We start from the raw sequence: 22,939 nt of genomic DNA, 5'->3' as shown, positions 1-22,939 counted from the left end.
GGTTACAGGATGGGGATGAAAACATCAAAATCGACACGCTCATCGCTGTACGCATTAATTTTCATCAGGTAAATACCGTCGCGCAACGTCAGGCGTTTATTTACCATCGCCTTAACGAAGCCAATCTTGTTAAACGCGCTGTAGCTTTCCCAGCTACCGCTAAAGGGCATTCTTGCGTATCTCCCACGCACAACGCGGGATTTTTTATTTGTCACCGTGTCGCTTTGTAAAGCGTACGATATTAATACCTCGACCAGATACGATCGGCTTTTGCCTAACTCGGGGCGGCGGGGCATCAGAATAATTTTATCGATATCATGGCGGTTTTCTGTCAGGAGCTTTTTGATTTTTTTAGTAATATCATGCACCGAGGTATCAAAAAGATGATCGTGCTCGATAATTTCATGCGTATAGACAAACGTTTCATCTAGAAAGCAGACCTCGAGCTCAGGCGTTTCCAGTTCGCTTAATAAAAAAGAGGGCTGTAAGATGTCAAAATTCCACCCTCTGGCACATCTGTACTCAGAGGGTGTCAGCCCCATCATTTTTTTAAAGGCTCTGGAGAATCCCTGGCTGCTCTGGTAATGGAATAAATACGCAATATCCGTCACCGGAATCGACGTCATTCTCAACATAATGGCGGCACGGCTTAACCTCCGTCGGAGAATATACTCACCTAGAGAGAGCCGATACTTCTCTTTAAACCATGTTTCGATGGTTCTTCTGCTGTATCCAATATCTGCAACCAAATCATCAATGTGTAAAATAGTAAAGTTATTTTCTTCTACCCAGGAGAGAATATAGTTACTGATGCTGTCTTTCATTTGTGCGTCAGTGATAGTTTAACGGTAAATCAGTTTGCTGCCTGATATTGATTCGCGGGCGTAGGGATCCTGGCAATAACCTTAATTTCGAAATCAAAACCCGCAAGCCAGTTAACGCCTATTGCTGTCCAGTTTGGGTAAGGAGCGTGCGGAAATGCCAGTTTTTTCGCCGCCATGATAACGGGGAACTGGTTTTCAGGATCGGTATGAAACGTCGTGACATCAATCAGATCGTCAAAAGTACATCCCGCGGCTGCCAGGATCGCCCGTAATTTATCGAACGCCAGCTGCACCTGAGCGGGAAAGTCGGGTTCAGGTGTGCCATCGCTGCGGCTGCCAACCTGACCGGAAACAAATAACAGATCGCCAGAGCGGATTGCAGCTGAATAGCCATGCTCTTCATAGAGGGCATGTCGGTTAGCCGGGAAGACGGGATCACGTGAAGGCATGGCTTTTCCTTTTCTGTCAGAGGTATTGTTGTGCTTACGCGGTAGAAGTAACATACGCGATGTATGTCAAAAATGTAAGCCACATACGCCGCGTATGTCAAATTATAATTACCGCTTAATGAAGGAAGTCCCATGGCTACGAAACGTCGCGCTGAAACGGCCCAAGAAAATCGCGAGAAAATGATTCGGGCGGCGCGAAAGGCGTTTGCTGAAAAAGGCTATGCCGCAGCGTCGATGGATGAACTCACGGCAAGCGTGGGGTTAACACGCGGCGCGCTATATCATAATTTCAACGACAAGAAGGGATTACTGGCAGCCGTGGTCGCGCAGATAGACAGCGAAATGGCAGCAAACGCAAAAGCGATTGCCGCCGCCGCCGAAGATGACTGGGAGAGACTGCTGGCGGAGGGCATCGCCTATATCAAAATGGCGCTCGTTCCGGAAGTTCAGCGTATCGTGCTTCTTGACGGCCCGGCTGTTCTGGGCGATCCGGCGCACTGGCCCAGCCAGAACAGCTGCCTTGAGTCGACCCGTCAGACCATCGAAAAAATGATGGAGTGCAACGTAATCAAAAAGATGGATGCCCGAGTCGCAGCCCATCTGCTGAATGGCGCTGCGCTGAATGCGGCTCTGCTGATTGCCGCGAGCGATGAACCGCAGAAGACACTTCCGCATGCCATAGAGGTGTTTACTCTGCTGGCAAGCGGGTTACGCAACGGCTAACGATCTTTACGCCACGCGTCCGCCGTCAACGCTTCACCAAAGTGTCCGGCAATCAGGCGTTTCGTCAGGTCATGGAGCGGGGAGGCCAGTACGTCAGCGGTACTGCCGCGCTCGACAACTTCTCCCTGGTGCATCACCAGCACCTGATCGCTGATGTGCTTCATCATGCCCAGGTGCTGAGTCACGTAGATATACGAGATACCCTGTTTTTCCTGTAACTCTAGCATCAGGTTAATGAGCTGCGAACGCATCGACATATCCAGCGATGCCAGCGCTTCGTCGGCGATAATGACCTTAGGGCGCAGGATCAGCGCACGGGCCAGACCGAGACGCTGTTTTTGGCCCGGGGCCAGCATGTGCGGGTAATAGCTGACATGCTCGGGAAGGAGGCCTACCAGACGCAGGGTTTCGACAATCCGTTTGCGACGCGCTTCCGGCTCCAGGTCGGTATTCAACCTCAGCGGGAAATCCAGGATCTGGGAAATACGCTGGCGCGGGTTTAGGGACGTCGACGGATCCTGAAAAATCATCCGGATGCGCTGACTGCGAAAAGAGTAGTCCCCAAATTCCAGAGGATGATCGTCAATCAGTATTTCACCGCCGCTCGGCTCGACCATACCCGCGAGCATTTTTGCCAGGGTCGATTTGCCCGAGCCGTTTTCACCGATAATTGCCAGCGTTTGCTTTTCGCGCAGCGTAAAGCTCAGGGGTTTAACCGCCTCGACGGTCTGACGGTGAAACAGGCCGGTGCGATAGCGAAAGGTCTTACTCAGGTTACGTACTTCCAGTAAGGTTTCGACCATTTCACTCTCTCTCCATGTTCAGCGGGAAATGACAGGCAAACAGATGGTTTTTCGGCCCTGTCAGGCGCGGTGTTTCGATACATTTACGCTGAGCATACGGGCAACGCGGACCCAGACGGCAGCCAATGGGCAGCGATTCCAGCAGCGGTATCGCGCCAGGCAGCGTATTCAGACGGCTTTTGTGCGGCATCGCGCTGCCAAAGTCAGGGATCGCCCTGATCAGCGCCTGCGTGTAGGGATGATGCGGCGTTGTCACCAGGTCTTCGCTTGGCGCGGTTTCTACCGTCTGGCCGCAATACATTACGTCAATTTTATCCGCCCACTTGCTCAGCATTTGCAGGTCATGGCTGATCAGCAAAATGGTGGTGTTGTTATTTTGGTTCAGACGCGTGAGCAGGCGGAAAATCTGGGCCTGGGTGGTTGGCTCCATCGCGTTCGTTGGTTCGTCCGCAATCAGCAGACGCGGCTGATTCGCCAGGGCGATGGCAATCATCACTTTCTGGCATTCACCGTCGGTCAGTTCGTAGGGGAAACTGCGCATCGCGTCTTTATGGTCTTTGATCCCGACACGGTGCAACAGCTCAATGGCACGGCGTTTACGCCAGCCGAAACGCTGCCACCAGCGGCCTTTATAGGTCCACCCGGGGATGTTCTGCATCAGCTGTTTCCCGACGCGCTCGGACGGATCGAGACAGGATTGCGGCTCCTGGAAAATCATCGAGACGTTATGGCCCACCAGTTTACGGCGTTCGCGCGGGGAGAGACGCAACAGATCGATGTCGTCGAAGCGCATACGATCGGCGGTCACCCGCCAGTTGTCCTTCGCCACGCCGCAAATGGCCTTGGCGATCAGACTTTTCCCTGAACCCGATTCGCCCACCAGCCCGCGGATTTCGCCCTCTGCGAGCGTAATACTGATGCGATCCACGGCCTTGACCCAGCCTTCGCCCGTTTTAATTTCGATCGTGAGGTTACGGATATCGAGTAACGGCATTATTGCACCCCCGCATTGATTGCGCGGCGGATCCCGTCGCCCAGCAGGTTAACGAGCAGCACGCTCACCATGATGGCCGCGCCCGGCAGCATGACCGTCCACGGCGCCACGTAAATCAGCTCCAGCGCATCGCCAAGCATAGCGCCCCATTCCGGGGAAGGGAGCTGCGCGCCAAGGTCCAGGAAGCCCAGCGCTGCGATATCCAGAATCGCCATCGACAGGGCGCGGGTGATCTCCGTCACCAGCCCGGCGGCAATGTTAGGCAGCACGGCAAACCACAAAATATTAAACGTGGTGGCGCCATCCAGGCGGGCGGCAACGACATACTCTTTCTCCAGCTCGTCGTGAACCAGGCTGTAAACCGAGCGCACCATGCGCGGCAGAATGGCCAGCCAGACGGCGAACATCGCATGGGTGAGGTGCGGCCCCGCGAAGGCCACGACGATAATCGCCAGCAGCAGCGAAGGAATAGAGAGCAGGGTATCAAGAATATGGTTAAGCACGGCCGACCGCAGCCCGTGGGTTGAGCCGGCAAAAATGCCCAGCGCCAGGCCGCAGATCGCGGCAGCCAGGGTGACCACGAACGCGCCGCCCACCGTAGGTGCGGCGCCGCTCAGCAAACGACTTAGCACGTCGCGTCCGAGATCGTCAGTCCCCAGGAAGAACGAAACCTCCCCGTAGCGCGACCACGACGGCGGTAAAAGCTGATAGCCAAGGAACTGCTGATCGATGCCATACGGTGCAAACCACGAACCCAAAACGCACAGCAACACGAGGCCAATGCAGCCGTAAAAGCCGATCATCGCCGTGGTGTCGCCGTAAAAATTACGCCACACGGTGCGTAGCGCACCGGGCGTGCGCTTTTCGCTGTAGACGTTATCGTAAGGCATACCATTCCTTATGCTTCAATGGGTTGGCCATGGCACCCAAAATATCGGAAATAACGTTAACAATAATGACCAGCGAGCCAATCACCATCACGCCGGCGGAGATCGCCGCGTAATCCTGCTGGCGAATGGCGTTGATCATCCAGCGCCCAAGGCCCGGCCAGCTGAAAACCATCTCGGTGATCATTGCCAGCGTCAGCATGGTTGAGAATTGCAGCCCAAGACGTGGGATTACGGGGGGCAACGCATTGTGCAGCACATGGCGACGTAAAATCGTCAGGCGAGACAGTCCGCGCGTGGCGGCGGCTTTCACATAGTTTTGATCGAAGACGTCGATAGTGCTGATGCGCATCAGGCGGATCACTTCGGTCGTCGGCGCGACGGCCAGCGTAAGCACCGGCAGCACCATGTGGCGCAGCGCGCTCACGATCATTTCGTCGCGCCAGACTGAATCAGAAAGCCAGGCGTCAACGATCGCGAAGCCGCTCACCGTTTGCACGTTATACAGCAGGTCAAAACGGCCAGATACCGGCAGCCAGCCTAACGTCAGTGAGAAGAAGAGGGTAAGCAGCAGCGCCAGCCAGAAAACAGGGATGGAAAAGCCAATTAAGGCAAGCGCGCTAATAAATTTATCCTGCCATTTATTACGATAAATTCCCGCCAGCATTCCCACCGGGATCCCCACCATGAGGGCAAAGCCAAAGGCGAGTATACACAGCTCCATGGTGGCCGGGAAAACCACTTTCAGCTGTTCGGAGATGAGCTGTCCGTTGATGCTGGACACGCCAAAATCCCAGTGCAGCAGGCCATTAAACCAGAACAGCCAGGCGTCCCAGAGAGATGAGCCCTGAAGCGGGGCGTGCGGCGTAAAGTAGCTCAGGCTAAAGCCGACAAAGGTCAGGAAGAACAGGGTCACCAGCAGTAACAGCAGCCGACGCAAGGTAAATATAATCATGGTTTCTTCACCTCTTGTTCTTTCTCACGGGTCACGCCCGCGAAGGAGGCGTTACCAAACGGGCTGAGTACCAGCCCTTTAATATCGTAACGGTAGGCCTGGAGGCGCAGGGAAGAGGCAAGCGGCAACACGGGAAGTTCTCTGGCCAGAATATTTTGCGCTTCATCGTAGGCCTCAATGCGTGAGGCAAGCTGTTGAGACGCCAGCGCTTTTTGCAGCACGGCATCAAATTCCCGGTTACACCAGTGGGCGTAGTTGGTCTGGGAGTTGATTGCCGCACAGCTCAGCAGCGGACGGAAGAAGCTGTCCGGGTCGTTACTGTCGGTGGACCAGCCAGCCAGCGTTAAGTCGTGATTCATGTCCATCAGACGCGCCTCCTGGAAACGGCCTTCGACAGGCACGATGATCACCTTAACGCCCACCTGCGCCATATCAGCCTGCAACAGCTCAGCCGTTTTCAGCGGGCTGGGGTTCCACGCCTGAGAGCTGGTGGGCACCCACAGCTGTAGCGTCAGGTTTTCTGCCCCCAGCGCTTTAAGCTGTTCGCGCGCTTTCGCCGGATTATATTCCGTAATCTTCGCCTCGCCGTCATAGGCCCAGGAGGCGCGCGGAAGAATAGAGGCGGCGGTTTCCGCGGTACCGTAGTAAATCGACTGCATCAGACGCTGATTGTTGATCGCTAACGCCAGCGCATGGCGCACGGCCGGATTATTCAGCGGCGGCTTATCGGTGTTAAACGCCAGATAAGCGATGTTCATGCCCGGGCGCAGGGTCAGGCGCAGGCGTGGGTCGTCGCGCAAAATGGTCAACTGGCTGGCCGCAGGCCAGGCAAGCACGTCGCACTCGCCGGTCAGCAGTTTGGAGAGTCGGCCTGTTCCACCTGAACCCAGATCAACAATAACCTGCGGCATCAGCGGCTTGCCGCGCCAGAAACGATCGTGGCGTTGCAGGCGAATGTATTGTCCGGCGCGGTACTCTGCTAACTGGAACGGACCGGTGCCTACAGGCTCACGATCGAGACGTTCCTGACGATCCTTTTTCGTCAGCTGATCCGCGTATTCGGCTGACATGACCGAGGCGTAGTGCGTCGCCAGATGCCAGAGGAAGGAGGCATCCGGGCGATTCAGACGAAACTCAACCGTACGGTTATCCAGTTTGCGAACGCTTTTGACCGAGTCCGCGAATTGCAGACTGTCGAAATAGGGGAAGTTCCCGCCATTAACGTTATGCCACGGATGATTGCGGTTGAATATGCGCTGGAAGGTGAAAACCACGTCATCCGCGTTGAGCTTACGGGTTGGGGTAAACCACGGGGTGTGCTGAAATGCGACATCATCGCGTAGACGAAAGCGGTATGTGGCGCCGTTATCAAGCACTTCCCAACTTTCAGCAAGCTCCGGAACCAGCCGATAGGTATAAGGATCGACGTCGAGCAGGCGATCGTAGAGCTGTGCGGCCAGCGTATCGACAATCAGGCCGCTCCCCGCTTTTTGCGGATTAAAAATATCAACTTGCCCGCTGACGCAGTAGACGAAACCACTATCACGGATATCAGGAGGCACAGCGCGATCGGGCGCAGCAAAGGCCAGATTGCTGAACAAACCGAGTGCAAACAGGGACGATAAAACCAGGCGCATAGTTTTTAAGGTTTTTAGATTCGATCTGCAAAGTGTATCGCACTTACGCCTGCTTCGTAAAAATGTCTGGGGGTATGTGCTGATAATGTCAGCGCATTTGATGTTTTTTGAGCAATGCCCTTAACTGATGGTAGGTCAGGCCCAGCAGTTCAGCCGCCCGTTTCTGATTATATTTCGCCTCTTTCAGGCTCTGCTCAAGCAGCTGTTGCTCCTGCTGATGCTGGAACTGGCGTAAATCGAGCGGCAACGCCGGAGCCTGCTGGCGCGTCGCCGGAGCCGGGGGCTGTTTATCCTCACGCCGAAACGGATCGAGAATAATGTTGTCCAGTTCGGTCTCGCTGCTGCCATGCCGGTAAACGGACCGTTCCACCACGTTTTTCAGTTCACGAATATTGCCCGGCCAGTGGTAACCGAGCAGGGTCCCGGTGGCCCGTTCGCTGAAGCCCGGAAAGAGAGGCAGACCCAGTTCCCGGCACATCTGAATGGCAAACTGATCGGCCAGCAGCATGATATCGCTGCGCCGTTCCCGCAGCGGCGGCAGCTGTACAACATCGAAAGCCAGCCTGTCCAGCAGGTCGGCGCGGAATTTGTCCTCAGCCACCATCGCGGGCAGGTCGGCGTTGGTGGCGCATACCAGGCGAACGTTGACCTGGAGGGGCTGACTGCCGCCAACGCGTTCCAGTTCACCGTACTCAATGACGCGCAGCAGCTTTTCCTGCACCAGCATTGGTGCGGTCGCCAGCTCGTCGAGAAAGAGCGTTCCGCCATCGGCGCGCTCAAAGCGTCCGGGATGGCGTTTTTGTGCGCCGGTGAAGGCGCCAGCTTCATGACCAAACAGCTCGGTGTCGAGCAGGTTTTCATTCAGCGCCGCGCAGTTAAGGGAAATAAAAGGGCCGTCCCAGCGGCCAGACAGAAAGTGCAGGCGGTTAGCGATAAGTTCTTTACCTGTTCCGCGCTCACCGATAATCAGCACCGGTTTATTCAGCGGCGCGAGGCGCGATACCTGTTCAAGCACTTCCAGGAAGCTGTTGGCCTCGCCAAGCAAATTATCTTTATATTCAGCCATGATGAAATTAACCACTCCTTAGTGATATTCACCAGGTGAGAATAGCCGCTGGCTGGATAAATATCAATCACACTCAGTAAAATCAATAAGATAAAAAGTTGGCATGGGATTTGTATTAACTACTCAGCAGGGCATCGCCCGATAACAGAACTATGAGGATTGAATTATGGGTATTTTTTCTCGTTTTGCCGACATCGTGAACGCCAACATCAACTCGCTGCTGGAGAAAGCGGAAGATCCGCAGAAGCTGGTGCGCCTGATGATTCAGGAGATGGAAGACACGCTGGTTGAAGTACGCTCCACCTCCGCCCGCGCGCTGGCAGAGAAAAAGCAGTTAACGCGTCGTATCGAGCAGGCAACTGCCCAGCTTAACGAATGGCAGGAAAAAGCGGAACTGGCGCTGCGTAAAGATAAAGAAGATCTAGCTCGCGCTGCGCTGATTGAGAAGCAGAAGCTGACCGACATGGTTGCCACGCTGGAACACGAAGTGACGCTGGTGGATGATACTCTGGCGCGTATGAAGAAAGAGATTGGTGAGCTTGAAAACAAACTCAGCGAAACCCGTGCACGTCAACAGGCGCTGGCGCTGCGCCACCAGGCTGCAAGCTCGTCCCGCGACGTGCGTCGCCAGCTGGACAGCGGCAAGCTGGATGAAGCGATGGCCCGTTTCGAATCGTTTGAACGTCGTATCGACCACATGGAAGCGGAAGCCGAGAGCCACAGCATCGGTAAACAGAAAACCCTCGATCAGCAGTTTGCTGACCTGAAGGCCGATGATGAAATTAGCGAGCAACTGGCTGCGCTGAAAGCCAAAATGAAACAAGACAACCAATAATAATTCCTGCGGCACCTGAGCGTGCCGCATCGTAAGACAAGGAGTACACATGAGCGCGCTTTTTCTGGCTATACCCCTGACCATTTTCGTGCTGTTTGTTCTGCCCATCTGGTTATGGCTGCACTACAGCAACCGCTCTTCACGCGGTGAGCTGTCGCAGAGTGAACAACAGCGGCTGGCGCAGCTCTCTGCCGAGGCAAATAAAATGCGCGAACGTATTCAGGCGCTGGAAGCGATCCTGGACGCGGAACACCCGAACTGGAGGGAACGGTAATGGCTGGACTGAATCTGAATAAAAAACTGTGGCGGATCCCACAGCAGGGCATGGTTCGGGGTGTTTGCGCCGGGCTGGCGCACTATCTGGATGTTCCGGTAAAACTGGTGCGTGTGGTCACGGTATTGTCGATTTTCTTCGGCCTGGCCTTTATTACACTGGTGGCATACATCATTCTGTCGTTTGTACTCGATCCTATGCCGGAAGGTGAGCTGGATGCGGAGAACACGCCAACCAGCAGCGATCTCCTGAACGCGGTGGATGAACAGCTGAGCGCAGGGGAGAAGCGATTGCGCGAGATGGAACGTTATGTCACCTCCGATACCTTTACGCTGAGAAGTCGTTTTCGTCAGCTTTAAGAGAGAACTTACATGAAACAAAACTGGCAACAGGCCGGTCAGAAGGTAAAACCCGGCCTGAAAATCGCAGGTAAACTGGTTCTGATGACGGCGTTACGTTATGGCCCGGCCGGTGTGGCGGGTTGGGCGATCAAGTCTGTTGCCCGCAAGCCGGTCAGAATGATGCTGGCGGTCGCTCTGGAGCCGCTGTTACAGAAGCTGGCAAAACGCGTTTCCCGGCGCTACCTGTCACGCTAGTTCCTCCCGCATAAGCCCTTTCTCGCCCAGAGAAGGGGCATGACTTTCCCTTCTGCGTTTCTTCTGCTTTTCTGCTTTCTTTGCGGCAGCTCACAATAATGCGTTGCGCTGCGCTGAGATTGCCGCTTTCTGCCCCCGGGTCCGTTGACAGATATTTTACATGGGAGTAGATTGCCAATCCGTGGGACCGCTACCATGGAAAATAATGTGAACGCAAAAATTAAAAAACTTATCAATCATATTTACGGTGAATCATTTTCAGATGCACACCTTAACGTGTTATTAACTAAGCTTGAAAAGGCGGCGGTTAATATTACGGAAAAGCGTAAGTCAGGCTGGGATGAAAAAGACGTTGTGCTGATTACCTATGCCGATCAGTTCTCCGCGAAAGGGGAAAAAGCGTTGCCGGTATTTACCCGGTTCTATAATGAATGGCTTTCTCGCACGTTTTCTCATGTCCATCTGTTACCGTTTTATCCGTGGTCGTCGGATGATGGATTTTCCGTTATTGATTATCACGAAGTTGCACCTGAAACCGGAACCTGGCGAGATGTCGCGGAATTAAAACAGTCTGCCAGCTTAATGTTTGACTTCGTTTGCAACCATATGTCAGCGAAAAGCGAATGGTTTGCTAATTATCTGGCGCAGAAGCCGGGCTACGAAGATTTCTTTATTTCTGTCGATCCCGAAACCGATTTATCGGCGGTGACTCGTCCCCGCGCATTACCGCTGCTGACGCCGTTCACGCTTAATGATGGCAGCGTTCGTCATCTGTGGACCACATTCAGCGATGACCAGATCGATCTCAATTTCGCCTCGCCGCAGGTGCTGATTGCCATGGTTGACGTTCTGCTCCATTACCTCATGGAAGGGGCGCGTTATATCCGTCTGGATGCGGTCGGGTTTATGTGGAAGATCCCGGGAACCACCTGTATCCATCTGGAACAAACCCATTGCCTTATCCAGCTGTTCCGCGCCATTACGGACGCCGTGGCGCCTGGCACGGTGATCATCACTGAGACAAATGTTCCCCACAAAGACAATATCTCTTACTTCGGTGATGGTGAAAATGAAGCCCAGATGGTCTATCAGTTTTCCTTACCACCGCTGGTGCTGCACGCCGTTCATCGTCAGGATGTTAAAGCCCTGTGCCGGTGGGCGGGCTCGCTGGCGCTGCCTTCAACTTACACCACCTGGTTTAATTTCCTGGCTTCACATGATGGTATCGGATTGAACCCATTACGCGGCATCCTTCCGGAATCAGAGATCCTCTCGCTGGTCGAAAAGCTTCAGCAGGAAGGCGCGCTGGTCAACTGGAAAAATAATCCTGACGGAACGCGAAGCCCCTATGAAATTAATGTCACCTATCTTGATGCGTTGAGTTTGCGAGACAGCTCAGATGATGAGCGCATTGCGCGGTTCATCCTGGCGCATGCTGTGTTGTTAAGTTTTCCTGGCGTACCGGCTGTATATATTCAAAGCATTCTTGGTTCGCGTAACGATTATGAGGGTGTCGAACGTCTCGGATATAACCGCGCGATAAACAGGAAGAAATACACCGTAGGTCAGGTTGATCTGGAGCTCAATAATAAGAAGAGTATTCGTTATCAAATTTATTCTCGTTTGAATGAGCTTATTGCTGTTCGTCGCGGCGAGCGTGCGTTCCATCCGGATAGTCAGGCTATTTTTGACGCAATCGGTGAACATATTCTTAAAATTGTTCGTGTTGCTGAAAATGGCGAGCGAATGACAGCATTATTTAATTTTAGCAATAAAATGCAGACCGTTTATGGACAAACGCTCTTTGGTAGGGAATTACTCTCAGGACAAAATATTAGCGGTACGGAACTGACCCTCAATCCATGGCAGGTAATGTGGATTAAAGAAAACTAAAAAGGACCCTAAAATGAAAATGCCCAAAATTGTGCTGTTATCAGCACTGGTTTCGTGCGCCCTGTTATCAGGCTGTAAGGACGATAAAGCATCTCAGGTCACCATTGAGTTTATGCACTCGTCGGTAGAACAGGAGCGTCAGGCAGTTATTACGAAACTGATCGAAAAATTCGAGAAAGAAAACCCGACTATTACGGTGAAACAGGTCCCCGTTGAGGAAGATGCCTATAACACCAAGGTCATTACGTTGGCCCGTACCGGCGCGCTGCCGGAAGTGATTGAAGTCAGCCATGACTACGCCAAAGTCATGGATAAAGAGCAACTGCTGGACCGTGACGCGATCGGCAACGCGATTAAAGCCGTCGGTGAAGATACCTTTTACGACGGTATTTTACGCGTTGTTCGCACCGAAGACGGCAAGGCATGGACGGGGGTGCCGGTTAGCGCGTGGCTGTCCGGCGTCTGGTATCACAAAGATGCGCTCGCGGCAGCGGGAATCGAAGAACCGCACAACTGGGAGCAACTGCTGAAAGCCAGTCAGGCGCTCAACGATCCGGCGAAAAAACATTACGGTATCGCGCTTCCAACCGCAGAAAGCGTCATGACGGAGCAGGCCTTCTCGCAGTTTGCGTTGTCAGGCGGAGCCAACGTCTTTGATGCAAACGGCAACGTGAAAATCGATACCCCTGAAATGTCGAAAGCGCTGGCGTTTTATCGGGCACTGGCCGCGAACACCATGCCGGGCTCCAATGATGTCATGGAGATCAAAGACGCCTTCATGAACGGCTCTGCGCCTATGGCCGTTTACTCCACCTATATCCTGCCCGCGGTCTACAAAGATGGTAATCCGGCCAACCTGGGGTTCGTGGTTCCGACGGAAAAATCATCAGCCGTGTACGGCATGATCACCTCGTTGACGATCACGACCGGCCAGACCGAAGAGGAAACGCAGGCGGCAGAAAAATTTGTGACCTGGATGGAGCAGGCTCAAAACGCGTCTGACTGGGTGATGATGTCCCCTGGTGCGGCGCTGCCGGTGAACAAACTCGTGGTGGGCACTGAGAGCTGGAAAAACAACGACGTGATCAAAGCCTTTGGCCAACTGCCTTACGAGCTGATTGCGCAGTTCCCGAACGTCCAGGTATTTGGCGCCGTAGGCGACAAAAACTTTACCCGCATGGGAGACGTTACCGGCTCCGGCATTATCAGTTCCATGGTGCATAACGTGACGGTGGGACAAAAAGATCTCAATGCGACGTTAAGCAACAGCCAGAAGAAACTGACTGACCTGATATCACAACGATAGGAGCGCTTTGCGAAGGGAATTATGAAGACGTTGTTTTCTGGTCGTTCAGATATGCCTTTCGCCATGCTGCTGTTGGCCCCCAGCCTGATTTTGCTGGGGGGCCTGGTGGCCTGGCCAATGATTTCCAACATTGAAATCAGTTTTTTACGTTTACCGCTGAACCCGCGTATTGATGCGGTGTTTGTCGGCCTGGATAACTACATTCGCATTCTGGGCGATGCTGCGTTCTGGCACTCCCTGTGGATGACGTTCTGGTATACGGCGCTGGTCGTGCTCGGCAGCACCGGGCTGGGACTGGCCGTAGCGATCTTCTTTAACCGTGAATTCCGCATGCGGAAAACGGCTCGTTCACTGGTGATCCTGTCCTACGTGACGCCGTCTATTTCACTGGTATTTGCCTGGAAATACATGTTCAACAACGGCTACGGGATTGTGAACTACCTGGGCGTTGATCTGCTGCATCTCTACGATCAGGCGCCGCTATGGTTCGATAATCCTGGCAGCAGTTTTGTGCTGGTTGTGCTGTTCGCCATCTGGCGTTACTTCCCGTACGCCTTTATCTCGTTCCTCGCGATTTTGCAGACCATTGATAAATCATTGTACGAAGCGGCAGAGATGGACGGAGCAAATGCCTGGCAGCGTTTTCGTATCGTGACGTTGCCCGCCATCATGCCGGTGCTGGCCACGGTGGTCACGCTGCGAACCATCTGGATGTTCTACATGTTTGCGGATGTGTATCTGCTCACCACCAAGGTCGACATTCTGGGCGTATATCTCTACAAAACCGCCTTTGCGTTCAATGACCTGGGTAAAGCAGCCGCCATTTCCGTTGTGCTGTTTGTGATCATCTTCGCTGTCATTCTGCTGACCAGAAAAAGGGTAAACCTCAATGGCAACAAATAAACGCGTTCTGGGCCGTATCGGTTTTTATCTGGGACTGGCGCTATTTCTGATTATCACGCTGTTTCCATTTTTTGTGATGTTGATGACGTCGTTCAAAAGCGCGAAAGAGGCGATCTCGCTGCACCCGACCATTCTGCCGCAGGAGTGGACGCTACAGCACTACATCGACATCTTTAACCCGCTGATTTTCCCGTTTGTGGATTACTTTCGTAACAGCATGGTGGTGTCGCTGACCTCCTCGGTCATTGCGGTGTTTCTCGGCACGCTGGGCGCGTATGCGTTATCCAAACTGCGCTTTAAAGGGCGCACTACGATCAATGCGAGCTTCTACACCGTCTATATGTTCTCCGGGATCCTGCTGGTGGTGCCGCTGTTCAAAATCATCACCGCGCTCGGCATTTATGACACCGAACTGGCGCTGATCATCACCATGGTGACGCAGACGTTGCCTACCGCGGTCTTTATGCTGCGCAGCTATTTCGACACCATCCCGGACGAAATCGAAGAAGCCGCGATGATGGACGGCCTGAACCGCCTGCAAATCATCTTCCGCATCACCGTGCCGCTGGCGATCTCGGGTCTGGTGTCGGTCTTTGTCTACTGCTTCATGGTGGCGTGGAATGACTATCTGTTCGCCTCCATTTTCCTGTCCAGCGCCAGCAACTTCACGTTGCCGGTCGGGCTGAACACGCTCTTCAGTACGCCAGATTACATCTGGGGTCGCATGATGGCTGCATCGCTGGTAACGGCACTTCCGGTCGTCATTATGTATGCCCTGTCTGAACGTTTCATTAAAAGTGGTTTGACCGCCGGCGGCGTGAAGGGCTGAGGCGGCCGATTTTAACAAGGAGTCAGTCATGAAAAAATTAGTTGCGACAGCGCCTCGTGTAGCGGCGCTGGTGGAATACGAAGATCGTCCTGTTGCAGCACATGAGGTGAAGATTCGTGCCCGTTATGGCGCCCCGAAACACGGCACCGAAGTCGTGGATTTCCGCGCGGCAAGCCCGTTCATCGATGAAGAGTTCAACGCGGAGTGGCAGATGTTTACCCCGCGTGAAGAAGGTGCAGCCCGCGGCATCGAATTTGGTAAATTCCAGCTGGGGAACATGATCGTCGGCGACATCATCGAATGTGGTGCGGACGTGACCGAATACCAGATCGGCGACAGCGTCTGCTACTACGGCCCGTTGCAGGAAACGGTCATTGTTAACGCGGTGAACAACTATAAGCTGCGCAAAATGCCGCAGGGTGCATCCTGGAAAAATGCCGTTTGTTACGATCCGGCGCAGTTCGCCATGAGCGGCGTGCGTGATGCTAACGTCCGCGTAGGGGATTTCGTCGTGGTTGTGGGGCTGGGCGCGATTGGTCAGATTGCGATTCAGCTGGCGAAAAAAGCCGGCGCGTCAGTGGTTATTGGTGTCGATCCTATCGAACATCGCTGTGAGATCGCCCGCCGTCACGGTGCAGACCACTGCCTGAACCCAATCGGTACCGATGTCGGTCTGGAAATTAAGAAACTGACCGGCAAGCAGGGCGCGGATGTGATCATCGAAACCAGCGGATTTGCAGATGCGCTGCAATCTGCGCTGCGCGGTCTCGCCTAGGGCGGAACGATCTCCTACGTGGCCTTCGCCAAGCCGTTTGCGGCGGGCTTCAACCTCGGTCGCGAGGCACACTTCAACAACGCCAAAATTGTCTTCTCCCGCGCATGCAGTGAACCCAACCCGGATTATCCGCGCTGGAGCCGCAAGCGTATTGAAGAGACCTGCTGGGAATTGCTGATGAACGGTTATCTCAATTGCGAAGATCTGATCGACCCGGTCGTCACCTTCACCACCAGCCCGGAAAGCTATATGAAGTATGTCGATCAGCACCCGGAACTCAGTATCAAAATGGGCGTCACTTTTTAAGCTAAGGACAGCAATCATGAAAATCGCAACACAAAACCAGGCTTTTTTCCCGACCGCTATCATGGAAAAATTCGAATACATCAAAGCGATGGGATTTGATGGCTACGAAATTGATGGCCGGCTGCTGGTGGAAAACCTCGACGAAGTAAAAGCGGCTATCAAAGCCACCGGCCTGCCGGTCACGACGGCCTGTGGCGGATACGATGGCTGGATCGGGGATTTTATCGAAGAACGCCGCCTGAACGGTCTACAGCAGATTGAACGCATTCTGGAAGCGCTGGCAGAAGTGGGCGGAAAGGGGATTATCGTTCCGGCTGCCTGGGGGATGTTTACTTTCCGTCTGCCGCCAATGACTTCGCCACGTAGCCTGGACGGCGATCGCAAAGCGGTCAGCGCTTCCCTGCGCTGGCTGGATGAGGTGGCAGCGCGCACCGGTACTACCGTCTACCTGGAGCCGCTGAACCGCTATCAGGATCATATGATCAACACCCTGGCCGATGCGCGTCGTTATATCGAAGAGAACGGCCTGAAGCACGTGCAGATCATCGGTGATTTCTACCACATGAATATTGAAGAAGACTCCCTGGCGGAAGCGCTGCATCACAACCGCGACCTGCTGGGTCATGTGCACATTGCTGATAACCACCGCTATCAGCCGGGCAGCGGCAGCCTCGATTTCGCCAGCCTGTTCGATCAGCTGCGTGCCGATAACTATCAGGGTTATGTCGTGTACGAGTGCCGGGTGCGTGCCGACGATCCGGCTCAGGCCTATAAGGACTCTCTCACTTACTTGCGTGAATGCTAAGGATGACGAGCGTGATGAGTGCTTCTACACCTTTGCCTCTGCGCGTCGCCATCATTGGCGCCGGGCAGGTTGCAGACAAAGTGCATGCCTCGTATTACGCCACGCGCAGTGATGTTCAAATGGTGGCTGTCATGGACAGCCACCTTGAGCAGGCACAGGCGTTTGCGGAACGTTATGCTATTCCATCGGCATGGCAGGACGCTCACGAGATGTTGCAGGAAGTAAAACCGGATGTGGTGAGCGTCTGTTCGCCTAACCGGTTCCATTTTGAACATGTGATGGCGGCTCTCGAAGCAGGCTGTCATGTGATGTGTGAAAAGCCGCCGGCGATGACGCCGCACCAGGCGGATGAGATGCGTTTGGCGGCGCGCAAGGCCGGAAAAGTCCTCGCGTACGATTTTCACCATCGCTTCGCCCTGGATACCCAGCTCCTGCGCGATGCGGTTATGAACGGAACGCTCGGTGAAATTTACTTCACCTCCGCGCAGGCGCTGCGTCGTTGCGGTGTGCCGGGGTGGGGCGTGTTCACCAATAAATCGCTTCAGGGCGGCGGGCCGCTGATCGATATCGGCATTCATATGCTGGATGCCGCGATGTATGTGCTGGGCTTCCCGGCCGTGAAGCGGGTAACCGCGCACAGCTTCCAGAGACTGGGGAACCGGAAACACACCGGCCAGTTTGGCGAATGGGATCCTGCGCAGTTTACCGTGGAAGATGCCCTGTTTGGCACGATTGAGTTCTGCAACGGTGGCATTCTGCGTCTGGACACCTCTTTTGCGCTTAATATCCGCGAGCAGTCGATCATGAACGTCTCTTTCTGCGGTGAGAAGGCGGGTGCAACGCTGTTCCCGGCACACATTTATAACGACGAAGCCGGTGTTTTGCAGACGCTGACCCAGCGTGAAGAAGCTGACGATCGGAGACATCTGCGCAGTATGGACGCGTTTGTTCGCCACGTAATGGGCGAGCCGGTCATGATTGCCGATGCGGAGCAGGGGCTGGTGATCCAGCAATTAGTCGCGGCGTTATATGAAGCCGCGGAAACAGGGGAAAGCGTGACGTTATGCTGAACCAGTCTGTATTAACCGATCCGGGCTTTTGCCCGCATAGCCTGAATAAGTACGCGTCCATTATGGCCTGCGGCAATGGCTACATGGGCATTCGCGCCACGCATGAAGAAGATTACACCCAGCAGACCAGAGGCATGTACCTCGCGGGGCTGTATCATCGCGCGGGACGCAACGAAACCACTGAGCTGATCAATCTGCCGGATGTCACCGGGATTGAAGTTGAGCTGGACGGCATCAATTTCACGCTCCTTTCAGGCGAAATTCTTGAGTGGCAACGCGAGCTGGCCTTTGCTAACGGCGAACTGCATCGTAATGTTGTCTGGCGTTCGCCGGACGGAAAACGCTATCGCCTCGAGAGCCGTCGTTTTGTTTCGCTGGACCAGTTGCCCTTAGTGGCAATGCAGCTCTCGATCACACCGCTTGACGGCGCCGCTCAGGCCGTGCTGAAAACCGGCATAGATGCGACACAAACGAACAGCGGCAGGCAGCATCTGGATGAAATCTCGGTAAGGGTCTTTGACCAGCACTACATGCAGGGTGTGTATGAAACGCAGGACCGGGCGTCTGAAGTTGTTGTTTCGGCGTTTTGTCAGCTCTCCGCTAAGAGCGATAGCTGTTTCACCGCCAAAAATCGTCGCCTCAGCGTTCATCATTCTCTGACTATCTTGCAAGGTGACACTGTCACGCTTGAAAAAATTGTCTGGCTGACGCATCGCTGCGATAAATCGCTCTCGCAGGAGTCTTTCGCCCGCAACGCGCTGGCCGATCTCAAAGTCTGCGCGGCAAGAGGCTACGATACGTTGCTTGAGAGCTCAGCGTACGCCTGGGAAGCGGTCTGGCGTGATGCTCGGGTGGAAGTGACTTGTGCAGAACAGCAGGATCAGCTGGCGCTGGATTACGCCGTCTGGCATCTGACGACAATGACGCCTGCTCATGATGAGCGAAGCAGTATTGCGGCTAAAGGGCTGACGGGTGAGGGGTATAAGGGACACGTCTTCTGGGATACCGAAATTTTCCTGCTGCCGTTCCATCTGTTTACCCGTCCACAGATTGCCCGCAGTCTGCTGCGCTATCGCTGGCTCAATCTTTCGGGCGCGCGTGAAAAAGCACGCCGTAACGGTTGGCCGGGCGCGTTGTTCCCGTGGGAAAGCGCCGCCAGCGGACAGGAAGAGACGCCAGAATTCGCGGCCATTAACATCCGCACCGGGGTTCGCCAGAAGGTCGCCTCCGCACTCGCTGAACACCACATCGTGGCAGATATTGCCTGGGCCGCTGTCGCTTACTGGCAGGCAACAAACGACGATGCCTTTATGCGCAATGAGGGCCTGACGCTGCTGATGGAAACCGCTTCGTTCTGGATGGGACGCGCGACGGAAATTAATGGTCGTCTTGAGATCCATGACGTAATCGGACCGGATGAATACACCGAGCATGTCAACAACAACGCCTACACCAACTATCTGGCCTGGCACAACGTTGCCTGCGCGCGTCAGTTTATGGCGATGTTTGGGCATGAAGATGCGCGTTTTACGGAGAATGCCGGGACGTTTCTGGCGCGCCTGTGGCTGCCAGAGGCCGACGCAGAGGGTGTGATCCCGCAGGATGATACCTTCATGGCAAAACCTGCCATCGATCTGAGCCGCTATAAAGCCAAAGCGGGTAAGCAAACCATTCTGCTTGATTACTCTCGCGCGGAAGTGAACGAGATGCAGATCCTGAAGCAGGCCGACGTGGTGATGCTTAACTACCTGCTGCCGGAACGGTTTACGCCGCAGCAATGTGCCGCCAATCTGGCGTTCTACGAGCCACGCACGATCCATGATTCATCCCTGAGTAAAGCCATTCACGGCATTGTGCTCGCACGCTGCGGTGACACTGACGGGGCGTATGCCTTCTGGCGCGATGGTATCGCCATTGACCTGGGAGACGACCCGCACAGCAGCGATGATGGTATTCATGCCGCCGCCACCGGTGCGATCTGGTTGGGCGCCATTCAGGGATTTGCTGGCCTGCACATTAGCGAAGGGGAGCTGCATCTTGCGCCGAAGCTGCCTGTTCACTGGCAGAAACTCGCCTTCCCGCTGCGGTGGCGGGACGCAACAATGCACGTTACCTGTGAAGATGACCAGTTAACCATTGAAACTACCGCACCTGTCACGTTGACGCTGTGGGGTAAAACGCTGCACGTATCAGGGCGAAAGGTCTGTGCGCGTAAGGACTTTCTTGCATCTGTTAATGGGACCGCTACCACGGAGGGGCGCCATGACGCTTAACGCTGTTGTATTCGATCTGGACGGGGTGATCACCGATACCGCGCATCTTCACTTTCTGGCCTGGCGCGCCGTGGCGGAGGAGATTGGTATCACCTTCGACGAAGTATTTAACGAACAGCTGAAGGGAATAAGCCGTATGGACTCCCTTCAGCGCATTCTGATACATGGCGGGAAAAAAGGGATGTTCAGTGACGAGCAGCGCCTGGCGCTGGCGACGAAAAAAAACGCGCTTTACGTCCAGTCGCTGGCATCACTGACGCAGGATTCGCTGCTGCCGGGTATTCGCGACGTGCTGGCGGATATTCGCGCCGCGAAGGTCAAAATTGGCCTGGCATCCGTATCGCTAAATGCTCCTGGGATTTTGCACGCGTTGGGTATTCATCAGGCTTTCGATTTTTGCGCCGATGCTTCGCGCATTTGCCGCTCAAAGCCGGACCCGGAAATCTTCCTTGCGGCCTGTAAAGGACTGAACGTGCGTCCTGAAGAGGCCATTGGTATCGAAGATGCCGCCGCAGGAGTAGATGCGATTAACGCCGCAGGAATGCTGTCGGTGGGGATTGGGCCTGGCCTGAACCATGCGGGATTACAACTTCATTCAACGCAGGAACTGACCTGGGAACGCCTGACGGCGTTCTGGGCATCCCGGGCGTATTGATAAGGAATTAATAATGGCTCAACTGTCTCTGAAACACATTCAGAAAATCTATGATAACCAGGTCCACGTGGTGAAGGATTTCAACCTCGAAATTGAAGACAAAGAATTTATTGTCTTCGTTGGTCCATCGGGCTGTGGGAAATCCACGACGCTGCGAATGATTGCTGGCCTCGAGGAGATCAGCGCGGGTGAACTGATTATTGACGGGGTTTGCATGAATGATGTTCCCGCAAAGTCCCGTGATATCGCGATGGTCTTCCAGAACTATGCGCTCTATCCGCATATGACGGTCTACGACAACATGGCGTTTGGCCTGAAAATGCAAAAAATTGCGCCCTCCGTCATTGAAGAACGCGTTACCTGGGCGGCACAGATCCTGGGCTTGCGCGACTATCTCCAGCGTAAACCTGGCGCGTTGTCCGGCGGTCAGCGCCAGCGCGTGGCGTTAGGCAGGGCGATAGTGCGCGAAGCGGGGGTCTTCCTGATGGATGAGCCTTTATCCAACCTCGATGCCAAACTTCGTGTGCAGATGCGCGCTGAAATCAGCAAGCTGCACCAGAAGCTTAACACCACCATGATTTACGTGACGCACGATCAGACGGAAGCCATGACGATGGCGACCCGCATCGTGATTTTAAAAGACGGCATCATTCAGCAGGTGGGCGCGCCGAAGCAGGTCTACAACGAGCCGGCGAATATGTTCGTTGCAGGGTTTATTGGCTCACCGGCGATGAACTTCATTCGTGGCGCGATCGTCGACCGCTACTTTGTGACGGAAACGCTGCGCCTGGAGATCCCGGAGGACAAGCTGGCCGTACTGAATGCGCAAGGTTACCAGCGTAAAGCGGTTGTCTTTGGGATCCGTCCGGAAGACATTCTCACCGCACAGCGAAGCGGTGAAAACATCACGGCGAAGATCAGCGTTGCTGAGCTGACCGGGGCTGAATTTATGCTTTATGCCACCGTGGGTGGGCATGAACTGGTTGTCCGTGCGGGAGCGGCGGATGATTACGTTGCCGGAGAGAATATCGGCATCCAGTTCGATATGAATAAGTGCCATTTCTTCGATGCTGATACTGAAACAGCTATTAGATAAGAAAGGTGTTCGCCGGAAATGAAAGTTTCCGGTTTTTTGTGTGTTAATTATAAAGGAATATTTTAATGAGTACTCTACTAAGAAGTGCTGCGCTCGTCCTGTGCGCAGGGGGGAGCTGCGCGCAAGCAACAGAATCAGCCAAAAAGTGGGAATTTAATATTGGCGCCATGTATGAAATTGAAAACGTAGAAGGTCAGGCTGACGATAAAGATGGATTATATGAACCCTCCGTGTGGTTTAATGCCACATGGGATGCCTGGACCATTTCGCTGGCTATGTATCAGGAAGGGCCGGTCGATTACAGTAGCATGACGCGCGGCACCTATTTCGATCGTCCTGAAGTAGAATTACGCTATCGTTTTATCGGCACCGATGATTTTACGTTCGGCCTGACCGGTGGCTTCCGTAATTATGGCTATCACTTTAAGGATGAGCATGGTGCTAAAGACGGTAGTGCTAATATGCAGCGCTACAAAGTTCAGCCTGACTGGGATATTAAACTAACCGACGACTGGCGTTTTGGCGGCTGGTTTGCCATGTATCAGTTTGCCAACGATCTGGAAAAAACCGGCTATTCTGACAGCCGCGTCGAGACCGAAACCGGTTTTACCTGGACAATTAACGAAACGGTCTCGGCAAAAGTTAATTACTATTTAGAGCGCGGTTTTAATATGGACGGTTCACGTAATAACGGTGAATTCTCCACTCAGGAAATTCGCGCCTATCTGCCGATTTCATTGGGTCAGACGACGCTAACGCCTTATACCCGTCTGGGACTCGATCGCTGGTCAAACTGGGACTGGCAAGACGATCCTGAGCGTGAAGGACATGATTTCAACCGTTTGGGTATGCTGTATGCCTATGATTTTAACAATGGTTTATCCATGACGCTGGAATATGCCTACGAATGGGAAAACCATGACGAAGGGGAAAGTGACCGCTTCCACTATGCCGGTATCGGCGTGAATTACGCGTTTTGATAACA

General features: G+C 54.1%; 23 protein-coding genes and 1 pseudogene. 16 read left to right on the top strand and 8 right to left on the bottom strand.

Annotation, left to right across the window (positions count from 1 at the left end):
* Positions 1-2: 2 nt before the first annotated feature.
* Positions 3-824, bottom strand: coding sequence for a helix-turn-helix transcriptional regulator (locus SK50_RS14460; RefSeq protein WP_017693329.1), 822 nt, complete (start codon positions 822-824; stop codon positions 3-5).
* A gap of 29 nt (positions 825-853) precedes the next feature.
* A complete protein-coding gene (locus SK50_RS14455; RefSeq protein ID WP_048229589.1) occupies positions 854-1,273 on the bottom strand; it encodes a RidA family protein in 420 nt (139 codons plus the stop codon).
* A 132-nt stretch (positions 1,274-1,405) separates the two neighbouring features.
* Between SK50_RS14455 and SK50_RS14450 the strand changes: the two genes are divergently transcribed.
* Complete coding sequence (locus SK50_RS14450) at positions 1,406-1,996, top strand: TetR/AcrR family transcriptional regulator (RefSeq protein WP_017693331.1); 591 nt, start codon at positions 1,406-1,408, stop codon at positions 1,994-1,996.
* Here the strand turns inward: SK50_RS14450 and sapF are convergent.
* The 6 genes from sapF to pspF all read right to left on the bottom strand — a co-directional run bounded on the left by sapF (position 1,993) and on the right by pspF (position 8,353).
* A complete protein-coding gene (gene sapF, locus SK50_RS14445) occupies positions 1,993-2,799 on the bottom strand; it encodes a putrescine export ABC transporter ATP-binding protein SapF (protein WP_045345103.1) in 807 nt (268 codons plus the stop codon). The genes SK50_RS14450 and sapF overlap by 4 nt on opposite strands.
* A gap of 1 nt (position 2,800) precedes the next feature.
* Positions 2,801-3,793, bottom strand: a complete 993-nt coding sequence (gene sapD, locus SK50_RS14440; protein ID WP_003856840.1) for a putrescine export ABC transporter ATP-binding protein SapD — start codon at positions 3,791-3,793, stop codon at positions 2,801-2,803.
* On the bottom strand, positions 3,793-4,683 hold the full coding sequence (gene sapC, locus SK50_RS14435; protein ID WP_003856843.1) for a putrescine export ABC transporter permease SapC: 891 nt from the start codon (positions 4,681-4,683) through the stop codon (positions 3,793-3,795). The genes sapD and sapC overlap by 1 nt, the downstream gene beginning before the upstream one ends.
* Entirely contained in the window at positions 4,670-5,635 is a 966-nt protein-coding gene (gene sapB, locus SK50_RS14430; RefSeq protein ID WP_017383081.1) for a putrescine export ABC transporter permease SapB, read from the bottom strand. Before sapB ends, sapC begins: the two co-directional genes overlap by 14 nt.
* Positions 5,632-7,272 (bottom strand): ABC transporter substrate-binding protein SapA, encoded by a 1,641-nt coding sequence (sapA, locus tag SK50_RS14425; RefSeq protein WP_017383082.1) that lies wholly within the window; start codon positions 7,270-7,272, stop codon positions 5,632-5,634. Before sapA ends, sapB begins: the two co-directional genes overlap by 4 nt.
* Positions 7,273-7,360: 88 nt before the next feature.
* Positions 7,361-8,353 (bottom strand): phage shock protein operon transcriptional activator, encoded by a 993-nt coding sequence (pspF, locus tag SK50_RS14420; protein ID WP_161799647.1) that lies wholly within the window; start codon positions 8,351-8,353, stop codon positions 7,361-7,363.
* A 151-nt stretch (positions 8,354-8,504) separates the two neighbouring features.
* Here pspF and pspA point away from each other — a divergent pair, with 151 nt between their 5' ends.
* The 15 genes and pseudogenes from pspA to SK50_RS14340 all read left to right on the top strand — a co-directional run bounded on the left by pspA (position 8,505) and on the right by SK50_RS14340 (position 22,934).
* On the top strand, positions 8,505-9,173 hold the full coding sequence (gene pspA / locus SK50_RS14415; protein ID WP_015570399.1) for a phage shock protein PspA: 669 nt from the start codon (positions 8,505-8,507) through the stop codon (positions 9,171-9,173).
* Positions 9,174-9,222: 49 nt separating this feature from the next.
* A complete protein-coding gene (gene pspB, locus SK50_RS14410) occupies positions 9,223-9,447 on the top strand; it encodes an envelope stress response membrane protein PspB (RefSeq protein ID WP_003856853.1) in 225 nt (74 codons plus the stop codon).
* Positions 9,447-9,806 carry an envelope stress response membrane protein PspC gene (gene pspC / locus SK50_RS14405; protein ID WP_006810819.1) on the top strand — a complete coding sequence of 120 codons (360 nt, stop codon included), beginning with the start codon at positions 9,447-9,449 and terminating at the stop codon, positions 9,804-9,806. The genes pspB and pspC overlap by 1 nt, the downstream gene beginning before the upstream one ends.
* Positions 9,807-9,818: 12 nt before the next feature.
* Entirely contained in the window at positions 9,819-10,043 is a 225-nt protein-coding gene (gene pspD / locus SK50_RS14400; protein WP_003856857.1) for a phage shock protein PspD, read from the top strand.
* A gap of 195 nt (positions 10,044-10,238) precedes the next feature.
* Positions 10,239-11,936 carry a sugar phosphorylase gene (locus SK50_RS14395; protein WP_017693334.1) on the top strand — a complete coding sequence of 566 codons (1,698 nt, stop codon included), beginning with the start codon at positions 10,239-10,241 and terminating at the stop codon, positions 11,934-11,936.
* A 13-nt stretch (positions 11,937-11,949) separates the two neighbouring features.
* Positions 11,950-13,242, top strand: a complete 1,293-nt coding sequence (locus SK50_RS14390; protein ID WP_017693335.1) for an ABC transporter substrate-binding protein — start codon at positions 11,950-11,952, stop codon at positions 13,240-13,242.
* A 21-nt stretch (positions 13,243-13,263) separates the two neighbouring features.
* Positions 13,264-14,145 (top strand): carbohydrate ABC transporter permease, encoded by an 882-nt coding sequence (locus SK50_RS14385; RefSeq protein WP_003856862.1) that lies wholly within the window; start codon positions 13,264-13,266, stop codon positions 14,143-14,145.
* Positions 14,132-14,974, top strand: a complete 843-nt coding sequence (locus SK50_RS14380) for a carbohydrate ABC transporter permease (protein WP_015570402.1) — start codon at positions 14,132-14,134, stop codon at positions 14,972-14,974. The genes SK50_RS14385 and SK50_RS14380 overlap by 14 nt, the downstream gene beginning before the upstream one ends.
* A gap of 28 nt (positions 14,975-15,002) precedes the next feature.
* A pseudogene (locus SK50_RS14375) lies at positions 15,003-16,055 on the top strand (zinc-binding alcohol dehydrogenase).
* A gap of 16 nt (positions 16,056-16,071) precedes the next feature.
* Positions 16,072-16,860 carry a sugar phosphate isomerase/epimerase family protein gene (locus tag SK50_RS14365; RefSeq protein WP_017693337.1) on the top strand — a complete coding sequence of 263 codons (789 nt, stop codon included), beginning with the start codon at positions 16,072-16,074 and terminating at the stop codon, positions 16,858-16,860.
* 11 nt (positions 16,861-16,871) lie between these two features.
* Positions 16,872-17,930, top strand: coding sequence for a Gfo/Idh/MocA family protein (locus SK50_RS14360; protein WP_101731572.1), 1,059 nt, complete (start codon positions 16,872-16,874; stop codon positions 17,928-17,930).
* Positions 17,924-20,203: a glycoside hydrolase family 65 protein gene (locus SK50_RS14355; protein ID WP_017693338.1), complete on the top strand. Its 2,280-nt coding sequence runs from the start codon at positions 17,924-17,926 to the stop codon at positions 20,201-20,203. The genes SK50_RS14360 and SK50_RS14355 overlap by 7 nt, the downstream gene beginning before the upstream one ends.
* The gene (gene pgmB / locus SK50_RS14350) at positions 20,193-20,858 is read left to right on the top strand and encodes a beta-phosphoglucomutase (RefSeq protein WP_026094298.1); all 666 of its coding nucleotides are present in this window, start codon (positions 20,193-20,195) and stop codon (positions 20,856-20,858) included. The genes SK50_RS14355 and pgmB overlap by 11 nt, the downstream gene beginning before the upstream one ends.
* A gap of 13 nt (positions 20,859-20,871) precedes the next feature.
* Positions 20,872-21,954, top strand: a complete 1,083-nt coding sequence (locus SK50_RS14345; RefSeq protein ID WP_048229583.1) for an ABC transporter ATP-binding protein — start codon at positions 20,872-20,874, stop codon at positions 21,952-21,954.
* A gap of 65 nt (positions 21,955-22,019) precedes the next feature.
* Complete coding sequence (locus tag SK50_RS14340) at positions 22,020-22,934, top strand: OmpG family monomeric porin (RefSeq protein WP_048229581.1); 915 nt, start codon at positions 22,020-22,022, stop codon at positions 22,932-22,934.
* Positions 22,935-22,939: the final 5 nt, after the last annotated feature.

It is taken from the genome of Enterobacter sp. BWH64 (assembly GCF_001037645.1).
Classification (GTDB): domain Bacteria; phylum Pseudomonadota; class Gammaproteobacteria; order Enterobacterales; family Enterobacteriaceae; genus Enterobacter; species Enterobacter hormaechei_C.
The sequence above is the reverse complement of the archived record's forward strand: the minus strand, read 5'-3'. Positions and strand labels throughout refer to the sequence as shown.